This is a genomic window from Candidatus Methanoperedens nitratireducens (assembly GCF_000685155.1).
Lineage (GTDB): Archaea > Halobacteriota > Methanosarcinia > Methanosarcinales > Methanoperedenaceae > Methanoperedens > Methanoperedens nitratireducens.
On record NZ_JMIY01000005.1, the window covers coordinates 259,422 to 276,040 of the forward strand.

The 16,619-nt window shown below is 46.8% G+C and carries 26 protein-coding genes; 1 reads left to right on the plus strand and 25 read right to left on the minus strand.

Annotated features, from left to right (window positions below; genetic code table 11):
• Positions 1 to 78: 78 nt before the first annotated feature.
• From ANME2D_RS18095 to ANME2D_RS11195, 6 genes are all read right to left on the minus strand, one after another.
• Complete coding sequence (locus tag ANME2D_RS18095; protein WP_157834084.1) at positions 79 to 222, minus strand: hypothetical protein; 144 nt, start codon at positions 220 to 222, stop codon at positions 79 to 81.
• Positions 223 to 228: 6 nt separating this feature from the next.
• A complete protein-coding gene (locus ANME2D_RS18100; RefSeq protein WP_157834085.1) occupies positions 229 to 399 on the minus strand; it encodes a DUF2080 family transposase-associated protein in 171 nt (56 codons plus the stop codon).
• On the minus strand, positions 375 to 602 hold the full coding sequence (locus ANME2D_RS11185) for a hypothetical protein (protein ID WP_048091669.1): 228 nt from the start codon (positions 600 to 602) through the stop codon (positions 375 to 377). The genes ANME2D_RS18100 and ANME2D_RS11185 overlap by 25 nt, the downstream gene beginning before the upstream one ends.
• A 118-nt stretch (positions 603 to 720) precedes the next feature.
• Complete coding sequence (locus ANME2D_RS18845; protein WP_277812936.1) at positions 721 to 852, minus strand: hypothetical protein; 132 nt, start codon at positions 850 to 852, stop codon at positions 721 to 723.
• A gap of 198 nt (positions 853 to 1,050) precedes the next feature.
• Positions 1,051 to 1,797 (minus strand): phage head morphogenesis protein, encoded by a 747-nt coding sequence (locus ANME2D_RS11190; RefSeq protein WP_048091670.1) that lies wholly within the window; start codon positions 1,795 to 1,797, stop codon positions 1,051 to 1,053.
• Entirely contained in the window at positions 1,781 to 2,998 is a 1,218-nt protein-coding gene (locus tag ANME2D_RS11195) for a hypothetical protein (protein ID WP_048091672.1), read from the minus strand. Before ANME2D_RS11195 ends, ANME2D_RS11190 begins: the two co-directional genes overlap by 17 nt.
• Positions 2,999 to 3,013: 15 nt before the next feature.
• Here ANME2D_RS11195 and ANME2D_RS19130 point away from each other — a divergent pair, with 15 nt between their 5' ends.
• Positions 3,014 to 3,157, plus strand: a complete 144-nt coding sequence (locus tag ANME2D_RS19130) for a hypothetical protein (RefSeq protein ID WP_408734833.1) — start codon at positions 3,014 to 3,016, stop codon at positions 3,155 to 3,157.
• Positions 3,158 to 3,329: 172 nt separating this feature from the next.
• Here ANME2D_RS19130 and ANME2D_RS11200 read toward each other — a convergent pair whose 3' ends face one another.
• The 19 genes from ANME2D_RS11200 to ANME2D_RS16970 form a co-directional block, all read right to left on the minus strand.
• Positions 3,330 to 4,913, minus strand: coding sequence for a hypothetical protein (locus ANME2D_RS11200; protein ID WP_048091673.1), 1,584 nt, complete (start codon positions 4,911 to 4,913; stop codon positions 3,330 to 3,332).
• A gap of 360 nt (positions 4,914 to 5,273) precedes the next feature.
• Positions 5,274 to 6,644 carry a phage terminase large subunit gene (gene terL / locus ANME2D_RS11205; protein WP_052368870.1) on the minus strand — a complete coding sequence of 457 codons (1,371 nt, stop codon included), beginning with the start codon at positions 6,642 to 6,644 and terminating at the stop codon, positions 5,274 to 5,276.
• Positions 6,592 to 7,101, minus strand: a complete 510-nt coding sequence (locus tag ANME2D_RS11210) for a hypothetical protein (protein ID WP_048091674.1) — start codon at positions 7,099 to 7,101, stop codon at positions 6,592 to 6,594. The genes terL and ANME2D_RS11210 overlap by 53 nt, the downstream gene beginning before the upstream one ends.
• A gap of 260 nt (positions 7,102 to 7,361) precedes the next feature.
• Positions 7,362 to 7,814 (minus strand): hypothetical protein, encoded by a 453-nt coding sequence (locus ANME2D_RS11215; RefSeq protein WP_048091675.1) that lies wholly within the window; start codon positions 7,812 to 7,814, stop codon positions 7,362 to 7,364.
• Entirely contained in the window at positions 7,811 to 8,212 is a 402-nt protein-coding gene (locus tag ANME2D_RS11220; protein ID WP_048091676.1) for a hypothetical protein, read from the minus strand. Before ANME2D_RS11220 ends, ANME2D_RS11215 begins: the two co-directional genes overlap by 4 nt.
• Positions 8,212 to 10,218 (minus strand): minichromosome maintenance protein MCM, encoded by a 2,007-nt coding sequence (locus ANME2D_RS11225; RefSeq protein ID WP_048091677.1) that lies wholly within the window; start codon positions 10,216 to 10,218, stop codon positions 8,212 to 8,214. Before ANME2D_RS11225 ends, ANME2D_RS11220 begins: the two co-directional genes overlap by 1 nt.
• A 151-nt stretch (positions 10,219 to 10,369) precedes the next feature.
• Complete coding sequence (locus ANME2D_RS11230) at positions 10,370 to 11,044, minus strand: hypothetical protein (RefSeq protein WP_048091679.1); 675 nt, start codon at positions 11,042 to 11,044, stop codon at positions 10,370 to 10,372.
• Between the two features lie 62 nt (positions 11,045 to 11,106).
• Positions 11,107 to 11,241, minus strand: coding sequence for a hypothetical protein (locus ANME2D_RS18850; RefSeq protein ID WP_277812937.1), 135 nt, complete (start codon positions 11,239 to 11,241; stop codon positions 11,107 to 11,109).
• Positions 11,241 to 11,756 carry an ASCH domain-containing protein gene (locus ANME2D_RS11235; RefSeq protein ID WP_048091680.1) on the minus strand — a complete coding sequence of 172 codons (516 nt, stop codon included), beginning with the start codon at positions 11,754 to 11,756 and terminating at the stop codon, positions 11,241 to 11,243. The genes ANME2D_RS18850 and ANME2D_RS11235 overlap by 1 nt, the downstream gene beginning before the upstream one ends.
• Entirely contained in the window at positions 11,756 to 11,899 is a 144-nt protein-coding gene (locus ANME2D_RS18105; protein ID WP_157834086.1) for a hypothetical protein, read from the minus strand. The genes ANME2D_RS11235 and ANME2D_RS18105 overlap by 1 nt, the downstream gene beginning before the upstream one ends.
• A complete protein-coding gene (locus tag ANME2D_RS18110) occupies positions 11,896 to 12,048 on the minus strand; it encodes a hypothetical protein (protein ID WP_157834087.1) in 153 nt (50 codons plus the stop codon). Before ANME2D_RS18110 ends, ANME2D_RS18105 begins: the two co-directional genes overlap by 4 nt.
• A complete protein-coding gene (locus tag ANME2D_RS11240) occupies positions 12,048 to 12,242 on the minus strand; it encodes a hypothetical protein (RefSeq protein ID WP_048091681.1) in 195 nt (64 codons plus the stop codon). The genes ANME2D_RS18110 and ANME2D_RS11240 overlap by 1 nt, the downstream gene beginning before the upstream one ends.
• A complete protein-coding gene (locus tag ANME2D_RS18115) occupies positions 12,242 to 12,388 on the minus strand; it encodes a hypothetical protein (RefSeq protein ID WP_157834088.1) in 147 nt (48 codons plus the stop codon). The genes ANME2D_RS11240 and ANME2D_RS18115 overlap by 1 nt, the downstream gene beginning before the upstream one ends.
• Entirely contained in the window at positions 12,385 to 13,083 is a 699-nt protein-coding gene (locus tag ANME2D_RS11245) for a hypothetical protein (RefSeq protein WP_048091682.1), read from the minus strand. Before ANME2D_RS11245 ends, ANME2D_RS18115 begins: the two co-directional genes overlap by 4 nt.
• Positions 13,084 to 13,257: 174 nt before the next feature.
• Positions 13,258 to 14,766, minus strand: coding sequence for a recombination directionality factor (locus ANME2D_RS11250; RefSeq protein WP_048091683.1), 1,509 nt, complete (start codon positions 14,764 to 14,766; stop codon positions 13,258 to 13,260).
• Positions 14,766 to 15,347 (minus strand): hypothetical protein, encoded by a 582-nt coding sequence (locus ANME2D_RS11255; protein WP_048091684.1) that lies wholly within the window; start codon positions 15,345 to 15,347, stop codon positions 14,766 to 14,768. The genes ANME2D_RS11250 and ANME2D_RS11255 overlap by 1 nt, the downstream gene beginning before the upstream one ends.
• A gap of 2 nt (positions 15,348 to 15,349) precedes the next feature.
• Positions 15,350 to 15,520, minus strand: a complete 171-nt coding sequence (locus tag ANME2D_RS18120) for a hypothetical protein (RefSeq protein WP_157834089.1) — start codon at positions 15,518 to 15,520, stop codon at positions 15,350 to 15,352.
• Positions 15,517 to 15,816, minus strand: coding sequence for a hypothetical protein (locus tag ANME2D_RS11260; RefSeq protein ID WP_157834090.1), 300 nt, complete (start codon positions 15,814 to 15,816; stop codon positions 15,517 to 15,519). The genes ANME2D_RS18120 and ANME2D_RS11260 overlap by 4 nt, the downstream gene beginning before the upstream one ends.
• A 51-nt stretch (positions 15,817 to 15,867) precedes the next feature.
• Entirely contained in the window at positions 15,868 to 16,503 is a 636-nt protein-coding gene (locus ANME2D_RS16970; RefSeq protein ID WP_052368872.1) for a DNA cytosine methyltransferase, read from the minus strand.
• Between the last annotated feature and the right edge of the window lie 116 nt (positions 16,504 to 16,619).

The following is a 16,619-nucleotide window of genomic DNA, read 5'->3' on the forward strand; positions in this document are numbered from 1 at the left end:
GAAAAAAAAGAAGTAGAGTATTTCCCGGGGAATAGAAAAGAGGCACCGCACGAAGTGCGGTTGAGGGTCACTTGCAGCTCAATCCTGTGGCATTGATAGGTAATCTTGATATGCCCAGTAATGATACTTACAGCCGCATTCTCCTCTGCATGGCCTGTATTTGCAGTTGTTCTCCCTGCATGTGCATTTATGGCCAAACTCGTCGACTAATTCTTGTTCCATTTTTCCTCATTCCTGTTCGAGCAGCACGACAGCAACTTTCTTACCAGCCCACGCTGCAGGCAGGTACAGGTGAGACGCTGTCTCGCTGTGCGGCCTAACAACTTTCTCCTGATAGCCATATCCTTCCAGGACGAACTTTTTCTTTATAGAGATTATCTTATCCGCTCCATCTCCCACGAGGTACGCCAGTGCCTTGGCTCATCCAGCGCCCATTCAAGTATTGCCATTTCTGAGCGCAGGACGTGCATAGCCTCATATTTTGCTTTGAGCAGATCGTAGCGGATCAGCCTGTTCTCTTCTGTGCATTCGCTCTTATCAAGTTTTTCGTACTGCTCCCTGAGCTCTGTGAGCTTATCTCTTAGTTCTTTTTCAGATTTCAAAATTCATCATCTCCTGCTTCTGTTTCTAGCCCCGTCTCACAGGAGTACGGGATCTTGCACCATACATAGCCGCCCTTGATCCTGTAGCCGTGCCTGGTCACTGTCTTGACCTGCATTTTTACACCCCTATGTCGAATTCTCTCATATCCTTGCGGACTGCGCAGGTAATTGAATGCTCATGTCTCTCTTTCTCTCTCGCCTGGTCGTCCTCAAAGAAGACATCTTTATTTGGTTTGAAGTTGTTTCTCATTCGTTCATTCCTCCTTGACAGGAATGAGCCTCGCCCCTGGATGTTGACGCATCGCAGGGGTATTGCTCTTATCCTTAGTGATTACTACGTAATTATCACATATATAGTTATCGCTTGCTTGATAGCTCTGAGCATAGCGATATTACTGAGAGTAATAGAAAAAAGAGAAGGACAGGTGTGACACGGACGGGTATTATTCTATTCTTTTGAAATTATTGGTAACAGTACACAGCGGCACTGTGGATGTACCGGCGGCACTACGTGATCACTATCCAATCTAAAGACTTTGCCATCAAGAGGCCCGCACACTGGACAGACCCTTTCATCCTGTGCCGTGATAAATTCTGTTTCCTCGATGTCGTGTTGTTGGTAGCGGATAATCGTTCCCTGCGTAAATGCGTTGATCGTTTCAGTCCTGGCCATTACTGTTGCTCTCTGAATGCCGATATGATCAACTCGATCCGTGATCCTGCCTGCCAGCTCAGGAATTCCCTCACCTCTCTGGATGCCTGTCGTGAGCTGCTCGATGATCTGCTTTGACTGCTCGTCTGAGATCCCTTTCAGAGCTGAAAGGTTGCGCACACGCAGTGCGTCAATCGCCCGCCAGTCTGCAGGAGTATTCGCGCCAACCGATACTTCGATACCTGCGCGTGTGAGGCCGAAGCCTGCATAAGTCGTGCCTGACTGGTATGACTTCCGCACGTAATCGTCAGTGATCCGCTTTCCTGGAAGGATGATTATCTCTGTTGCCAGATCTCTGAGCCGATCAGCCAGCCAGGGTGTGTTCACGTCTGCTGCCGCCAGCGTCCTACCTTCTGACTGCTTGAGAGCCTCTACAGCTTGTTTTTTGTAGCTGCGGAATAATCTGCGCAGAGCTACAGCGTAGCTATTTTGTATCGTTCTTGTGTGGGTAGGCTCTTTTCTGGTGTCAGTGCTGAGGCGCATCTGTAATATCCCCTGGCATCTGTTCCGGGAACAGATCTTCCTCTTCGTCATCCTCATACTGCCCCGGATCAATGTTCAGTTGCTCCTGCACCCAGCGCCTCGGAAGCACGGAAAAAGGATCGATTGGAGTTGAGCGCATGATATTCGCTATCCATTCTGCTTTGAGTTTTTCATCTTCAGGCGTGATATCGTTGAACACAAGACGCACGGCGCCGGGTTCCTGCGTGTACAGATTGATCACGTTTGAGTATATGCGTTCAAGTCGCTTCTGGTATCTTGCGATTTTCTGGAGATATGATTCTATGCGCTTGGCTGCTGTTGCGTCAGTTGATCCGCGCCTCAAGCCGAGAAGCTCCTCCGGGACACCCAGAGCAGCGCACGCCCTCATAATGCTGATGTCGTTGTATGTATCGATTCCAGTGAGCCCGCCTTCATCTATGTTCTTGATCTCCACGTCCCGGACTGTGACGAAATCGTTCTTGCTTTCGAGATCCTGGAACTGCTTGTCTATATTCTGCAGCACGTCCTGCGGTATGATCTCGCCTTCTTTGCCGACACGGATGTGGTACTTCTTGAAGCCGTGCCTTTCTACTGCAGTAGCAGATGCCTCTGCGGTCTTGGTGTCGCGCATGATATCATCGTATGCCCTGCCGATGAGAGAAAGGCCGTACATGCTGCCACCCAAGGATTTTAGCTGGATGTGTGTGGCCTGCTCCGGCTTGAGCTCTATGCCCTGATCGAGCATATCTATCTGCTGCATGTAGCCGTTGATCTTGCCATGATCGTCGTGCAGGATCGAGAAGCTCCATGATTCCCTTGCCACGATCCTCTCAAGATCGCCGCCGCGCGTGAATACGTTCTCCTGGAAGCCGTCGCCGTACACAAGCGCATCTATGAGGCCCTGCTCCATGACGTAATCGAAATCGAAGCCCTCTAACCATTGCCATACATCGTCTGCAAGATTTTCGTCCTCGCCTTCGAGCCGCCAGCCGTTAGCGAATGCAAATAGGGCGTAAGTGTCTATCGCTTCTGCGAATACGCCGCCCTGTTCATATATCGTGCGGTATTTCTTCAGGTTCTCCTGATTCCGCATTCTCTCTGAGAAATAGTTGCGCCTGTTGCTGCCGCCTGACGCTATGTATGTCTTTGGCTGCGCTTCATTCTTGAAGGCTTGAAGTGCCTGCTTTAACCGGTTTAACACATTCTAAAGATTAGGATGAAGGTAAATAAAGCTGAAAAAAAAGGAATTGAGTCCAATACATCTCTTGTTACATCCCTACTTCTGATAAATGTCACTCTTCAACCAGGCACGGGCGGGTATCATTTCTCATGCAAAGAACTGTTACATCCCTACTTCTGATAAATGTCACTCTTCAACACCTGTCAATTATATCCATCAAGCAGGGTATGAAAGTTACATCCCTACTTCTGATAAATGTCACTCTTCAACACTACCAGCCCGATATCGGTTTTTTAGCCGAAATTCAGGCGTGCTGGCAATTTATTGAAATACTTATAAAGACAAGAAAACACTATTGCATAGACACAATATTATTTGCCTGATTTATAAGTTGATTAACTTCATATCCGCAGGACTCACATTTAAAGTTTTTGATACCTTTGATAAGCTGCGTAATCGCCTTCGCGGGTTTTTTCCCGTTCTTTTGCTTCGCACCACATGACGAGCATACAAGATCATTGCATTTGTTATATTTGATCTCTACAATCGGTATGCTTACCTGCATCGCTTTGTGCCTTAGGTAGTCCTGCTGCTGAACGACTGGCCACAGGTTCTTCAGGTAATTCAACTGCTTACCGAAGTTCTGTGTTATGCCATTGCCAACATCCCATAGCAGTATCTTGGGATTCTCTGACTGTTCCATGATATAATCTACCACCTTCCTTGATATCTGGTGATTATACGTGGATACATACCTCTGTTCTACGTTACCTCTTCTCCGTATCTTCTTCCTTCTGCGCCTGATCTTTCTCATTTTTTCATCAGGTGACTTTCTTACCGTAATCTCTGCCCGCTTCTCTTTGAAGTGCCTCTTAGAGAACGCAAGCTGACCTGTTGACATCCACTTAACCGAATTAAGCGCACCATCCTCATCGTATCCAAACACTCCTATCCTGGTTGGCGATGACAGGACAACGAACGGATCACACTCTTCAATAGCAGGGGGCTGCTTGACCTTGATCTCCAGTGGATACATTAGATAGTAGTCGCCATTCTTTTTTGTGATGTTGCAATATACGTTATTGTCTGCTTCCATCTTCAGGATATACTGCTTAAGATACTCTTTGCCCCAGAAGTCTATCCTCTTCCTGCCTTTCCCCCATAATGTGAGATAAAGCTCTCCGTTATCCCACTGTACAAACCCGGAAGCCATCATTATGGTTCTGCACTCTTCAAGATGCGGAAATGATATTGGTCGTTTCAGCCGCCTCACATCCATGAGTTTATCATGCAGCCTTCTGATCTCTTTCTGTTCTTTGTCTGAGAAATCACGGAATACCTCTTTTGTAGCATGTGCCTTTGCGGTTTTCCATATCATCTTTGGGTTACTGCGCTTTGTATCTGCTGCCTTCTGCTCTATCAGCATTGCAGCGTGCAGGTATCGCTGATCTGGATATGATGATAGCTCTGCTTCAACCACCCCTAACTCTCTGTTGCGCTTGATCCTCCAGGCATTGTATGATTTCCACATTGCGTATGCTTGAGAGAACAGCATCGCGTAATGCGTCTTAACCGGGATTTCTATGACGCTTTTTAAGTCGTTTGCCACTACACGGTCACCTACACCATATATTTCTTTTCGCACAGTGTATTCACTGTACGTTTTCATAGCGCAGGATGAGCAGTATTTTCGATTGGTGTATCGATTAAGAAAGGTTAGATTCTTTTCTGTATTGCATTCAGGACATACGCCGTCGATACGGTTTTCTTTCGGGATCTCTTCAAACCGTGAAACAAATACTTGATATCGTTTCTCGATTTCGTTCAGTGACCAGTTAATGCCAGTTCTGAATGCCTCAAAAAGGGTTTTTAGTTCCTGCTCTTGTGGTATTATCAAATTAAGCTTTATGCCTACTGTTTTCATCACATTTTCCAAAATATCACCTGTATTGAAGTAGGGTTGGCTCTCCGCCAAAATGACGGGAGCCACCTTGCGCGCTGTAACGGGCACGCATTGCACAGCGCATATAGCACTATACAATCGCATCTTAGATATGCTATCGTTCCTATACATCTCTATAATATATAACACTTTCGATCATATTAGTTCTTGTAGTGGCTCGGGTATTTCTCTGTGTGGAAGAATAATTGCATCGTTGCTTTCCAGTGACCGTCCTTGATCTCTCGGACATCGAGCAGGTAATCGAACTTGCCCTGCTTCTCTATGCCGTCTTTGATCGCTTCTGCTTTTTTTTCTACTTCTTTCCGATCTTTTCCTTCTACTACGAATACCAGGCTACCAGCTCCTTTTTGATACCACTATGCTGCTGAATCGGTTCACGTCGCCGCTGCCTTCGGATGCGGTCACAGCGAAATCAAATGCGTCAAATGTGTCGTCATGCGATGCGTCCGGGAATAAGCAGAGCTCGTCCACAAATACGGCCATGTCTTTGCGCAGGAATACTTTCTTATTCTCGAATAGTGCGCTGCGCCTCTGCGCTCTTGTCACTTTGTCTTTGACCGTCTGCAGTTCCTTGATCGGAAGCGTGGTTGTCCTGATCAGTTCCTGCGCAAGAGCTCGCTGGTACTGGTTGATCTCTATTCCGATGCTGACAGGCTGCCACTGCTGCGCCTTGAGTCTGATGATCTCCTGCTGCGCCTTGAAGCTGAGCCGGTCGCGGTACAGATCCAGGACGTAGATACTGCCGTTAGGATCGATTCCTAGTGTCATGAGCGCGAAGTAATCGGCGGTCTCTTTTTCGCTTATTGCGAGATCCACGCCCTGGTATATTTTCAGCTTCTGCGGTGCCCTGTCATGATCATAGAACTGCATCCACTCAAAGCGGAATATGTGCCCCTGCTTTGCCAGCTCGACATCGTTCTGGTATTGCATTGAGAATATAAGGCTGCCGAGCTCTGCCTTTATCTGCAGCAGATCCGTGGAAGAAAACTTTGCAGGCCACAGACTGGAGCCGTCGTCCTGGATGGCGCGCTGGATCTGGACGCTGTACTGCTTGCTGTCCATGAGATCCTGGTACAGATCCAGCGGATGATAGCGCGTACCTATGACTACAAGCTGGCCGTGCGGTTCCAGGGTTGGAAGTAATGCAGTACGATACCACTCGCTGAGCTTCCTGCGCTGCAGCTCTGTCCTGGCGTTCTCGAAATCAACGATGTCGTCGGCTATGATAATATCAAAATGCTTGCTGATCACCGCGCCTGACGCACCTAATGCAGTGAGTGTGCTTTCTTTTGCCACTATGGTCCTGCCTGAAACGGAGAGCTCGCTTTCAGTCCACTTATCGCTTTTGAAAGTCCCGAAGAGCTCAAGCAGCCGTGAGTTTCCTTCCAGGTGTGCTTTCATTTCTCTCAAAAATGATTCTGCCTGGCTCTGCGTGTTGCTCACAACAAGGATCCTTGTGTTGCGGTTCTGTACTATCTTCCAGAGGCAATAGCCGATATCTCCTATCGTGGATTTGCCGAAGCCGCGCGGCGCAAGATCGAGCGATTTCTTACTGCAGGTGATATGCTCAAGGATCTTCCTGTGGTGCTGTTCTACCTGATAGCCCAGAACATTTCCCAGGAAATAATCTTGATCGAGCATGCAGAGCGCTTTAGTAGATAGCAGCCTGTTTGAGCTTTGATATGATCCTGGCTCTTCCGACATCGTCCACCTCCTCTAAAATTACTTTCATGAACTCATTGAACTGCTGGTTTACCTGTACGTTTACCTGTACCTCAGGTACTGAGAACCTGCCAAGACGTTTATCAAGAGAATCCAGAGCAGCAACGGCCTTGTCCAGCCCCTGTATAGCTGTCCTGATATCGCCGTCCTCTTTTGCCTGTCTTGCGAGGTCACGGATCTCTGTGATGAGCTCCTGCCTGGCCTGTACTGTGTCGAGCTCGAGCTCTATGACTTTAACCTTCAGCTTCTCGTTTTTCTCAATTACGTCGCGGTGAAGCCTGGCCTGTGCCGTGAAATACCGCTGAACTGTGTTGAAGGTTATAGATTGTTTCGATACGTCGGTTAAAATTCTGGCGATTTCTCGAACTGATTTATTTTTTTCTTTCAATTCCTTTGCCTGTGATTCCAGGCTTAGTTCAACGATTTTATTGAGTTTCATAATGTATCGGTACGTATCGGCTCAGCCGTTACTTTTTTCCTGTAATCCGTGCATCTATCCGGGTTGCAGGAGTTCCGCTTCATACAGCCTCGCTTCTTGAAGTGCACGCAGGACGGTTTGTAGATTTTATTCTTGACGTTCATAAGTATAATTGATAAGTGTTTTCCAGTGCAGCGATTCAGGATGTTTGGCTGCGACTGCACGACATACGCTTGTCTGAATATTGCAATGTTTGCCGCTCCAGCGACAGGATAGGCAGATCATTCAAGCCCCTCCGCTTTTGCCCGTGCTTCATTGGCATGACTATCGAGGAATTTTATAAGCTGCTGTCTGCTCGAAAACTTCAATTCCTGCTGTAGTTTTGCATATCCTGCTGAAGATATTGATTTGTTCCTGTGCTGACTTAGTATTTCAGGTCGCTCGCTTAGCTTATTCAGACGTAATTCCTGCAGAGCATCGTCCATGATCGCGTGATGCTCTTCTTTCAGCAGTTGCGCCTCTTCCGCTTCCAGCATTTCAAGGTGCTTTGCTGTCTTTTCTCTCAATCGCCTGACTTCATCAATCCGCTTATGAGTTGCTTTCTTGCCGTCAAGAAATGTGTCAAGCAGCATTCTTATTACAGGTGTCAGTTGTTTCTCAGGATATAATTCCTGGAACTTAGTGATCTGGTCAGGCCTTAAACGAACTGTCAATGAAATCCATGGGGTGCTCAAAGTGCACCCACCCATACCGATTGTTGAGATACCTTGAGATACCTCATTTTTAGAAAGTCTGAGATACCTTGAGATACCTCATTTTTAGACTGTTTATATAAAATATCTAACAGAGTCTGAGATACCTTGAGATACCTCATTTTTAGACAGTTACCTTCTGATGCTGTTTTTGCTATTAAATTTGAGATACCTTGAGATACCTCATTTTTAGACAGTTGATTTACATAGTTGTGTTTGTTTTGGTCGCTGTATGCTGGTTTTTTTGGTGTTTTGCGTGACTGTGTTGTTGTTTCTGAAAAAAAGGCGTATATATATAAAATGTTTTTTATTGAGGTTGCGGTAGGTTGCGGTATCTCTAACGAATATATTCTACACGTATAAGGGATTTTTTTAAACATTAACTCACCTTAAACTTTTTCCCTTTGAGCTCACAGATCTCGCCGACATTTTTGAGCCTCTCGATCAGCATTTCGATCTGTTTCTTATCAAAGCCGAGAGCCTCACACTCAAGAATAATCTCTCCGATCGGGGCCAAACCGCCGGATCTCTCTGATACAGACCTGACGATATTCAAAAACGACTTGATCATGTCGCGCTGGCTTTTCCCCATTCCGGTATTAATAATATCTGAATCAAGTCTACCTTTTTCATCAACGATCGTCTGATCCAGGCTCGCATCAATCAGCCTGCTTGCACGAAGGACGTGCTCGGACGTAACAACATCACTTAAAGCAAGCTGCGCCTCTGCCTTTGAAAGCCGGAGTAACGCCTCTGCATACCGCGCAGTCACCGCGACAGTCTCTCCCGTGCTCCGGCGCCGTGCAGTCAGGTATTTCTTTACGATCTCATCTCTCAGTTCTTCAGGTATCTTCGGCTGAATGGTCTGAGCATATGCAATGTATTTTTGCATATCTTCAAGCGGAATAATATTCTTGTATTCTTCCTCAACACCGGTCCAGGCGTCAAAGATCTTAGTGACTATATGCCTGTCTTTTTCGTCATTGACATCATCCTGCAGCAAAAAGATCAGGTCGAACCGGCTGAGCGTGTCAGGCGGGATATCGATCTGATCAGTGAGCGGCACAAATCTATCAAACCGCCCATACTTCGGATTCTGGAACGCCACAACGAAGCACCGGGTCCAGAGCTTCAGATTGAACCCGGCCTTATTGATCTCGAACTGGCAGTTGCTCAGGGCATCATTCAGGCTGCGAACCTCGGTTTTAAATTTATCGAACTCATCAAGCCCGATCCCGCCGCCGTCCGCAAGCACCAGGGCGCCGGCCTCAACGCTCAATGATCCGCCTGCAAAATCATCCTTCACGACTGCAGCAGTTAGCCCGGCTTTGCTGCTCCCCGTTCCGCTGCTCATCACCAGGTTCGGCATTACGGCCTTCAGCGCAAGCTTCAGGTTTGTTTTTGCCATTCCAGGATCAGAGCATATAAGTGTATGAGAATATTCTCTCTGCGGTGTTCCGTCAGGTCTTAGCTTATATCCGTTACTCACTGCACTGCAAAGAATCCCTTCTTTCTCTAGTACTAACCCATGTACTGTTGGCGCAAAACTCTGAACAAGCTGATCTATAATATCCGGACTTGAAGCTTTTTCTCGCATTCGCTGCCCGTCTTCATAAGTCAGCGTCACCGTCTTATGCCCCTCGTTCACACGAATATAGTTAGCATCAATACAGAGGTCAAGAAAAGGTGTCTTGTTATTCGATTTCACGCGCTGGTAAGCTCTCAAAACCCCAGTAATAGTTACCTTGTTGCCAGGCAGCACAGATCCTGCAATATCATCCGAAATATACACATCTATTGTCTGGCTCTTCTCCCCGCTTCTCAGATCTTCAGTCAGTTCCTGCAGCCGTATAGTCTGAAAGTCTATTTTTTCCGACCTCTCCTGTACGAATTTAAGTGCGGTTTTGCGCCCGCAGAGGTCATTGCCGCAGGTGTAAGGCTCTACGAACCTGTTATTATCTTGCTGCACAAACGTGATCTCATCGCATCTTAGACACTGGAATGCTGCGACTGTAGTTTTAGGGATCACGTCTGTTGCCCTCTGCACTATTCCGTCAAGTGCTATAAGCTTGCCAACATGCTCCTGTCTCAGATCACGGCGCCGTATTTTCTCGCTGCAATCTGATATCCTTATGTTTGCTTTTTTCAGGTCAACGTCGACTGGCAGATCAATTGTTGATAGGGCCTCGATGGCATGCTCTAAAACCGTATCTGGATTATCAAGAAGCTCATTAGCAACAACATAGTTATATCGGTTCAACGTGGGAAATTGTACTATCAGGCTCCTGCTCTCAGGGTAATTATCTGCTAAGGTGAGAACATCATCCCAGTAATATTTCCTGAGAAATTCATCCCAGAAAGCGACAGACGATTTCACAGAATCCATTATCTACCCTCACGTTTTTTTGAATGCTGTAAAATGTTGCACCTTTCTGAAAAAGTGCATTCGTCTTCAAAACAAACAGAATTGACGCTTAGATATTTATTCAAATCTGCGCAATAAAATCCGATAGTATGATGATTCTTTTCACCAGTCATTATTTGATCTCCGTAGCAAGTTTTTTTTGATGAGGGCAATAGCCATGAAACCCAAGCACAGTGTTACAATTATAACAAAGAACCCTGTACCCATCGGGATAATTGTTCGTTTTTAACCACCGATAAAAAGGAAATCCCGGCTGCAATTTTAATGATTTTCGATGTTGATTGCCACCACCATTTATATGATCAATGGTTAAAAACTCAATATCCTCTATGCCGCAGCAATCACATTTTGCCGTTCCATGGGAGTAATAACTTAATACTTCTATTTTTAGGTTTAATCTTTGTATCCTAATACCTGCTATTTTTTTTATCCTTTGATCTGCGGTGAGAGGCCCCTTTGGTTTTCTATAAGGGTATTTTACATGATATCGGCAGAGCACCCACGCACGATAACACTCTTTACATTTAGATCTATAATGGTTTTTATCTTTCTTATAAAACTCAGAAATATTTTTCTCTTGCTTACATTGTGAACAAACTTTTTTAGCCCACAGAGTCTTTCCTTTTTTATTTTTATTCCACGGAGTATTTCCTTTTTTAAATACCATATTGGCACCTTCTGAACAGTAAGTATTATACCCCATATCGTATATATAAGTTATTGAGGTTGGAATAAGTGCACCTTCTGAACAATTGTGCTCTTTTAATCCAACCTCGAATCTATTCATTTAAGTTGCTCCTGTCGCTTTTCTAACACCCGCTGCCATTCTTATTCTCACACCTGCACTGCTCATGATACCCAGTCCCCCACAGTCAGCACAGTTCTTACAACCCATCTGCAGATTGTGATATCCAGATAGATTAGCTGATACCCTCTCGCGGTCAGGCTCAGTCGCAGATAATATCTTCCGAACTCGATCGGCATTATGTACCTTCCTGCTCCGGCTTAACCCAGTCCGGCTCAAATGTAATTATGTCCCATTCGAGCTCTTTCCACGCAGGCCCCCACGACTTAGAAAACCACGTATCGGCCTCTTCAAAGCTGTTGAAGCCGTCAGCAACGGCCCAATCATTCAGCGCACCATCCGACCATTTCCACATCAACGGTTCGTAATTAGCTATCTCATATTCAGGAATGTTATCGCTATGTCGCGCCTTGATGATAGAAGTAATTTCAGCCTTACCAAAGAAATGGGTGTAACTCGCACAACCACCGCCAGCCACATCATATAGATACGGATGCTCTTCTAAAAACAAGCATTTCTTACCATGCGGAACCAAGCAGTTACTACAGCTTTTCTTTTGCCTCGGTTTGTAGTAACAGTATAAAATATCTTCTACTTTTAGCGGCGTTTTCCTGGGCAGCCTAGTCGTCTGTCTCTTCCTGCCGTCAAGTATTAGCGGAACTTGAAAATCAATAGAAAAAGGCATCAGCGGCATTATATCCCTCTCGCGACGATCGGACATCTGAATATTTTCTCTCGCCTATCTAGGCGCTCTTTGATCTCGCTGCAATACCGCAGCAGCTCGCAATCGCATGTTGCAAGCGTTGTCCTGCGCCGCCCATGTGCTTTGCTGCTCATGCGCTCACCGCCCCTTTCATTTTTCGTACTGCTTTTATATCTCCTTCACAGCACCGTGAGCAGAAATGCAGTTCCAGAGAAGGCTTAGTCCCGCCCCGTATCTCTCTGCCGCACAGCTCGCATTTGAGTACCTTACACTTGCGCCCCATTATATCTCTCCGCATATCATCCAATCATCTTCCTGATCTTTCGGCACTACTACGCGCACGAACCTGCATTCTCCTGCCTTACACGGCTCGCATTCTTTCGCATCAACAGGCTCTACCTGTCCTGATGGCCAGTGCTCGCACGCAGCGCAGGCATGGCCATGGCCGAAGTGATCGATATTGCCACAGCGTGACATTAATCCTCTTCAATCCACTGCGCATGAAGATTACCAATCAGGCATCCACAGTTAAGCTGATATCCATCTTGAATCTCTACTTTGCACCCAAGACCACAATTCTCAACGGTTTTCGAATGAAGCGTACCCACACATATGTATTTCATCTTACCCCCCCCTCTGCTTTTTCAGCCCGCCACTTATCCTGCTTTTCCCTTGCTATCTCTCGAAGCCGTTCTATGCGTGCTGATTTTTCAGTATTCTCTGTCTTCTCTTGATCCTCTGCAGGATCTGAATCTACATTTCCCAGCTTCGACAGATCGATTTCATTCAGACATGTCCGGATTATTGTGCGCTTGTTGCTTGAAAGACTACCTGTTGCGATATTGAAATCTTTTTTGCTTTTGAGCTGCAGCACTTTCAGCCGCTTCAAGCTTTCCATGTCTACCCACATGGCAACGTCGTACCCCTCTTTTGCAATGCGAAGCGATCTACCTGACTGGTGTACAGTCGTCTTTCCGAATCGCTTTTCAGGAACGCTTTGCCAATAAAAATGCGCGCATTCCTGGAAGCTGAACTGTGTTGTATCGCATGATACAATATTCGATACCTTATTCGTCACATCGTTTGATACATCATGCACACGATCGGTAATCAGATGCTTTGCTCTCCCTTCTTGCATGACCGACTCAGGCAGAGGCACAGGTTCATGCGCTTTCTCGCAGCTTGCGTTCAGCATGAAGATCTCTCTTACTTTCTCGATCATATTCGTGCCTGTGCTGATCGCGTAGCTCTTGCCGCCGTCTTCTTCTACTAGAAAGCCTTCATCAAGCTGTTCTATCGAAACTGATATGTGGCTCATGCTATCCCTCCTTAGCAACAGAGTAAGGAGCATCTGGCGCCGCTATGATCACGCCCTCGATCTTGAGTACCGGCCTGTCGCATTCCTGGAAGCTGTCGCACTCACTTACCTCAAGCGCAACATTCTCATAATTGCCGAGATTGACAGTTACACGCTTTGAGAATTTAGGAGGTATTAGATCGCCTCCTTCGCAGCAGTCTCTGGATAATACTCAGCTTCTATATCCCTGATCTCCATTTCGCTCTCAGGTGCAGCTAATGCAAGCCTTGCCGTGTTCTCAAGCTCTATGATCTGTGCCCTCATCGCCCCTTGATATTTCGATACCTCAACAGTAGTCTGCAGGAGCTGCTGCGCTGTGCCGTCAAATTCTACATTCACCACATAGATCGTCTGTGTAGTGGGGCTGTCCTTTGGCTGCACCGTCATAGGCGATACTGTCAGCTTCAAAGGGATCATCGCCAGCACTCCGCCTGTAAGTGACCGCAGGAAGAACAGCGAAGATAGTATAGACTTGATCGAATTGTACGAAGTCGTACGGAACTTATACACCCCACCGAGCCGGGGCGATTGCGTGAGGATTGCACTCAGAATGCCATTTGGCTTGCATTTTTTCTGCTGGAAATCCTGGCACGCGTCAGGATTGCACTCTATCGTATCGCCATCGATGTTTTTAGCCTGCTGGCCGTCCCCCTGGCATAAGCACTTGCCACCCCGGTAATAGTTGTACCTTGTCACGAAGTTCAGCGTCGGGTCATTGTACAGCAGCATTATGTCGAGAGACTTCGGATTTTCACCAAGCGCCTGCATTATTTGATCAGGTATGAAATCCCCTTTTTCGTCCCGTAGAACTGACACCACCTCGAAGTGGTCAAACTTCTCCGGCAGCCTAAATTGCTTTCCGCCAGACGATTCTTTCATTGCGCCCTTGCGCCCTATCTTGATCTTCCCGATCTCCTTGAGCTGCGGGATGAAGCCTTTGATCATGCTGCCCTGTGGCGTATATGTCCTAACTGGCAAGCGTGCATCTGGCTTGAACGGGTTGGTTGTAGTCGGCAGTTGATTTTTGAATACTCTTGGTGCTATCTCTGTAGCCTGCTTCTTCACGAAAGGCTCGGCGCCTTCTGGCCTCTCATGCGGCATCGGGTATGTTTCTACTCCCGGTTTTGGTTTCTCAGGTTCTGCGGCCGTGGCTTCATGCCCCTTAGCCGCCTTATCTTCTGCTTTTTTCTCTTCAGTATGTTTCTCTTCATGTTGCTCCTGAGGCGCTGGCTGCGTCTCCTTCTTTCCGTTTTTGCCAGCGCCGTTCTTGCTTTTCAAGAGGGCTTCTATCTCTTGCTTCAATCCCTCTAACTCAGTTATACCGTGCCCTTCTGTGACTCTTTCGCCGTCAGGTCTCAGTATCCCAATCTCAAAAGACACCGGGAGCCTGGTGATATCCACGAACCGCTTATGTGGAAAATTGCCTTTCGTGTACAGGTTCTGATTACCGCCGTGCTGCTCATACCCTTCTTGTTCAAGCTTTCGCCGGACCTTGACCTTCACAGGCACAAGCTGCTCTGCGCTTTTCGCCATCTCCTCACCCGCATGTTTCGGGCAGAACGGATTTCCAAGTAGCTTGATCGTACTCTCTGCCTGGCTCTGCGATATTGCGCCGCAGCCATCAACATTACAGTAGAATACCATTATTTCCCTCCTGCAATCTGCGCTATACTCTGATATGCCCTGAAAAGATTGTTCAGATATTCAAGCTCTATCTGCTCAACCCGCAGCTCTCGCTCTTTCAAGCCCAGTCCGTTCAGCTTAAGCAGATAGTCCTCATTATCTCGCAGTCCCTGCTCTGTTGCCAACTTCCTTGTTTGCTCATTCGTGAATTTCGGCTTTCCGTTCTCTGTTGCGCTAAGAACAAGCTCAAGCGCATCGTTCCTGATATCCGCTATCTGCAATCTCAGTACTTCGATATCGTTATAAATGCCAGCAACAGCTTCGCTCTGCTCTTGGATCTCTTTAGGCAGTTCAAGTAGCTTGATCACCGCCGCACTTGCATTCTCTGTTTTGCCCTCATCAAACGCAGCCCTGACGAGACGCTGCACCTGCTCAGGGCGATATAGATTTGCAAGAGATTCACCATCCTTAAGAGCTTCATCGATCTGTTGAATCAATTTAGAATAGTATCCCTTGTGAAAGGTATCCTCGTCTGCGATATCGGCAAGCTCTGTAATTTCTTTTCTTGCAGCCTCCAGCGCCGCCCTCATTTGGTCGCTCATACCTATGCCCTCTGCTCTATCGCTCTTGTTTTCAGAACAGGTCTGATAGCTGCTGAGATTGCCCAGATGGGGCAGCCTTGCTTAGCTGTATCATCACCGTTGCACTGTATCGGGGAATGCTCATATTGTACACCATAGCAGCAAAGTGCAGCTACAGAAAAATTGCAGTTCATGCTTCCACCTCAGCGCACATCACAGTAAGCCCATGCTGTCGTGCCAGGTCTGAAAACACAGGCTGCTTGATCTGCGGTATTTTATATATCATCCCGCGCTCTGGATCAACCCGCACCTGTTCCGCTGTTGGGATTTCGTCAAGCACTTCAGGATAGAAATCATAGATATCCTGCAATCTGCCATATACCGAAACTTCTATATTCTTTCTCGATGCATTATTCATGGGTACAGCCCCTGCTCTTCTAATCAGATGCTGTGCCCTTACATTTTCGTTCAATCTCATTCTCATTCTCATTCAATTCACCTTCTTGTTGCATTCTCCCGTTTAGAAGGGGAGAACTCCCTGCTATGGCAGGGAGCCGCATAGCGTAGGGTCACCATTACGTGTCACTGCTATACTTTCATGAAGCTCCGAAGAGCCATGACTGTTAATAATTTTCTCAACTGCTGTGCATATCGCCAGTGACAGACCGTAAGGAACATGTGCCCTTTCTGCAACACTATCTTTGCTCAGCCCCCATGTCGCCTTAATGAATGATACTGGCTTATCATTTGCAGGAACAGGAGATATAAACTCAGGGAACACACCCCAGAGATCAGTCGGTTTCTTGGAGAAATAACCATAATCAGAATAATTGACCGTAATCACAGGTTTTCCTATAAAGTGCCTCAGGCAGCCCTTTGGATTTTCAATTAACCAGAATTCCGGCTTCGCTTCACTCACTATCCGAAAGCAAGCCTGAACGATACTCAAATCAGGGGTTCTGTATTTACAAGCACCCAGTCGGTAGTTTGCTATACTGAATTCAGTGCATGGCGGGCTGAACCACATGAAATCGTAATGCTTCTCAGGATGAAATTCCCGAATATCGCAAACATAAGTATGCTCACCTTCGATATCAAGAGTCTCAACAGTGTTGCCTCTGTCAGCGAATGCCTTTGTCGCCGATCCCGTGCCTGCGCAGCCGTCAAAAACTAACATGCTGCACCTCTTATTGCTGAACGACCAGGAAATAGCGCAGACCTGCGCAATAAATAATCATGATAATCAGGAGTGGCATGGGGAAAAATTATAAAAGCCATGCCTTGTGGCCTATC

Coding starts and splice junctions, on each gene's coding strand:
- ANME2D_RS18120 (WP_157834089.1), bottom strand. CDS start 15,520: ATGAACTGCAATTTTTCTGTAGCTGCACTTTGCTGCTATGGTGTACAA.
- ANME2D_RS18115 (WP_157834088.1), bottom strand. CDS start 12,388: ATGAAATACATATGTGTGGGTACGCTTCATTCGAAAACCGTTGAGAAT.
- terL (WP_052368870.1), bottom strand. CDS start 6,644: ATGTCGGAAGAGCCAGGATCATATCAAAGCTCAAACAGGCTGCTATCT.
- ANME2D_RS11230 (WP_048091679.1), bottom strand. CDS start 11,044: ATGAATAGATTCGAGGTTGGATTAAAAGAGCACAATTGTTCAGAAGGT.
- ANME2D_RS18105 (WP_157834086.1), bottom strand. CDS start 11,899: ATGAGCAGCAAAGCACATGGGCGGCGCAGGACAACGCTTGCAACATGC.
- ANME2D_RS11235 (WP_048091680.1), bottom strand. CDS start 11,756: ATGCCGCTGATGCCTTTTTCTATTGATTTTCAAGTTCCGCTAATACTT.
- ANME2D_RS11190 (WP_048091670.1), bottom strand. CDS start 1,797: ATGCGCCTCAGCACTGACACCAGAAAAGAGCCTACCCACACAAGAACG.
- ANME2D_RS11260 (WP_157834090.1), bottom strand. CDS start 15,816: ATGAGAATGAGAATGAGATTGAACGAAAATGTAAGGGCACAGCATCTG.
- ANME2D_RS11240 (WP_048091681.1), bottom strand. CDS start 12,242: ATGTCACGCTGTGGCAATATCGATCACTTCGGCCATGGCCATGCCTGC.
- ANME2D_RS19130 (WP_408734833.1), top strand. CDS start 3,014: ATGAAGGTAAATAAAGCTGAAAAAAAAGGAATTGAGTCCAATACATCT.
- ANME2D_RS11220 (WP_048091676.1), bottom strand. CDS start 8,212: ATGTTTAAAAAAATCCCTTATACGTGTAGAATATATTCGTTAGAGATA.
- ANME2D_RS16970 (WP_052368872.1), bottom strand. CDS start 16,503: ATGTTAGTTTTTGACGGCTGCGCAGGCACGGGATCGGCGACAAAGGCA.
- ANME2D_RS11225 (WP_048091677.1), bottom strand. CDS start 10,218: ATGGATTCTGTGAAATCGTCTGTCGCTTTCTGGGATGAATTTCTCAGG.
- ANME2D_RS11245 (WP_048091682.1), bottom strand. CDS start 13,083: ATGAGCCACATATCAGTTTCGATAGAACAGCTTGATGAAGGCTTTCTA.
- ANME2D_RS18110 (WP_157834087.1), bottom strand. CDS start 12,048: ATGGGGCGCAAGTGTAAGGTACTCAAATGCGAGCTGTGCGGCAGAGAG.
- ANME2D_RS11255 (WP_048091684.1), bottom strand. CDS start 15,347: ATGAGCGACCAAATGAGGGCGGCGCTGGAGGCTGCAAGAAAAGAAATT.
- ANME2D_RS11250 (WP_048091683.1), bottom strand. CDS start 14,766: ATGGTATTCTACTGTAATGTTGATGGCTGCGGCGCAATATCGCAGAGC.
- ANME2D_RS18850 (WP_277812937.1), bottom strand. CDS start 11,241: ATGCCGATCGAGTTCGGAAGATATTATCTGCGACTGAGCCTGACCGCG.
- ANME2D_RS18095 (WP_157834084.1), bottom strand. CDS start 222: ATGGAACAAGAATTAGTCGACGAGTTTGGCCATAAATGCACATGCAGG.
- ANME2D_RS11210 (WP_048091674.1), bottom strand. CDS start 7,101: ATGAAACTCAATAAAATCGTTGAACTAAGCCTGGAATCACAGGCAAAG.
- ANME2D_RS18845 (WP_277812936.1), bottom strand. CDS start 852: ATGAGAAACAACTTCAAACCAAATAAAGATGTCTTCTTTGAGGACGAC.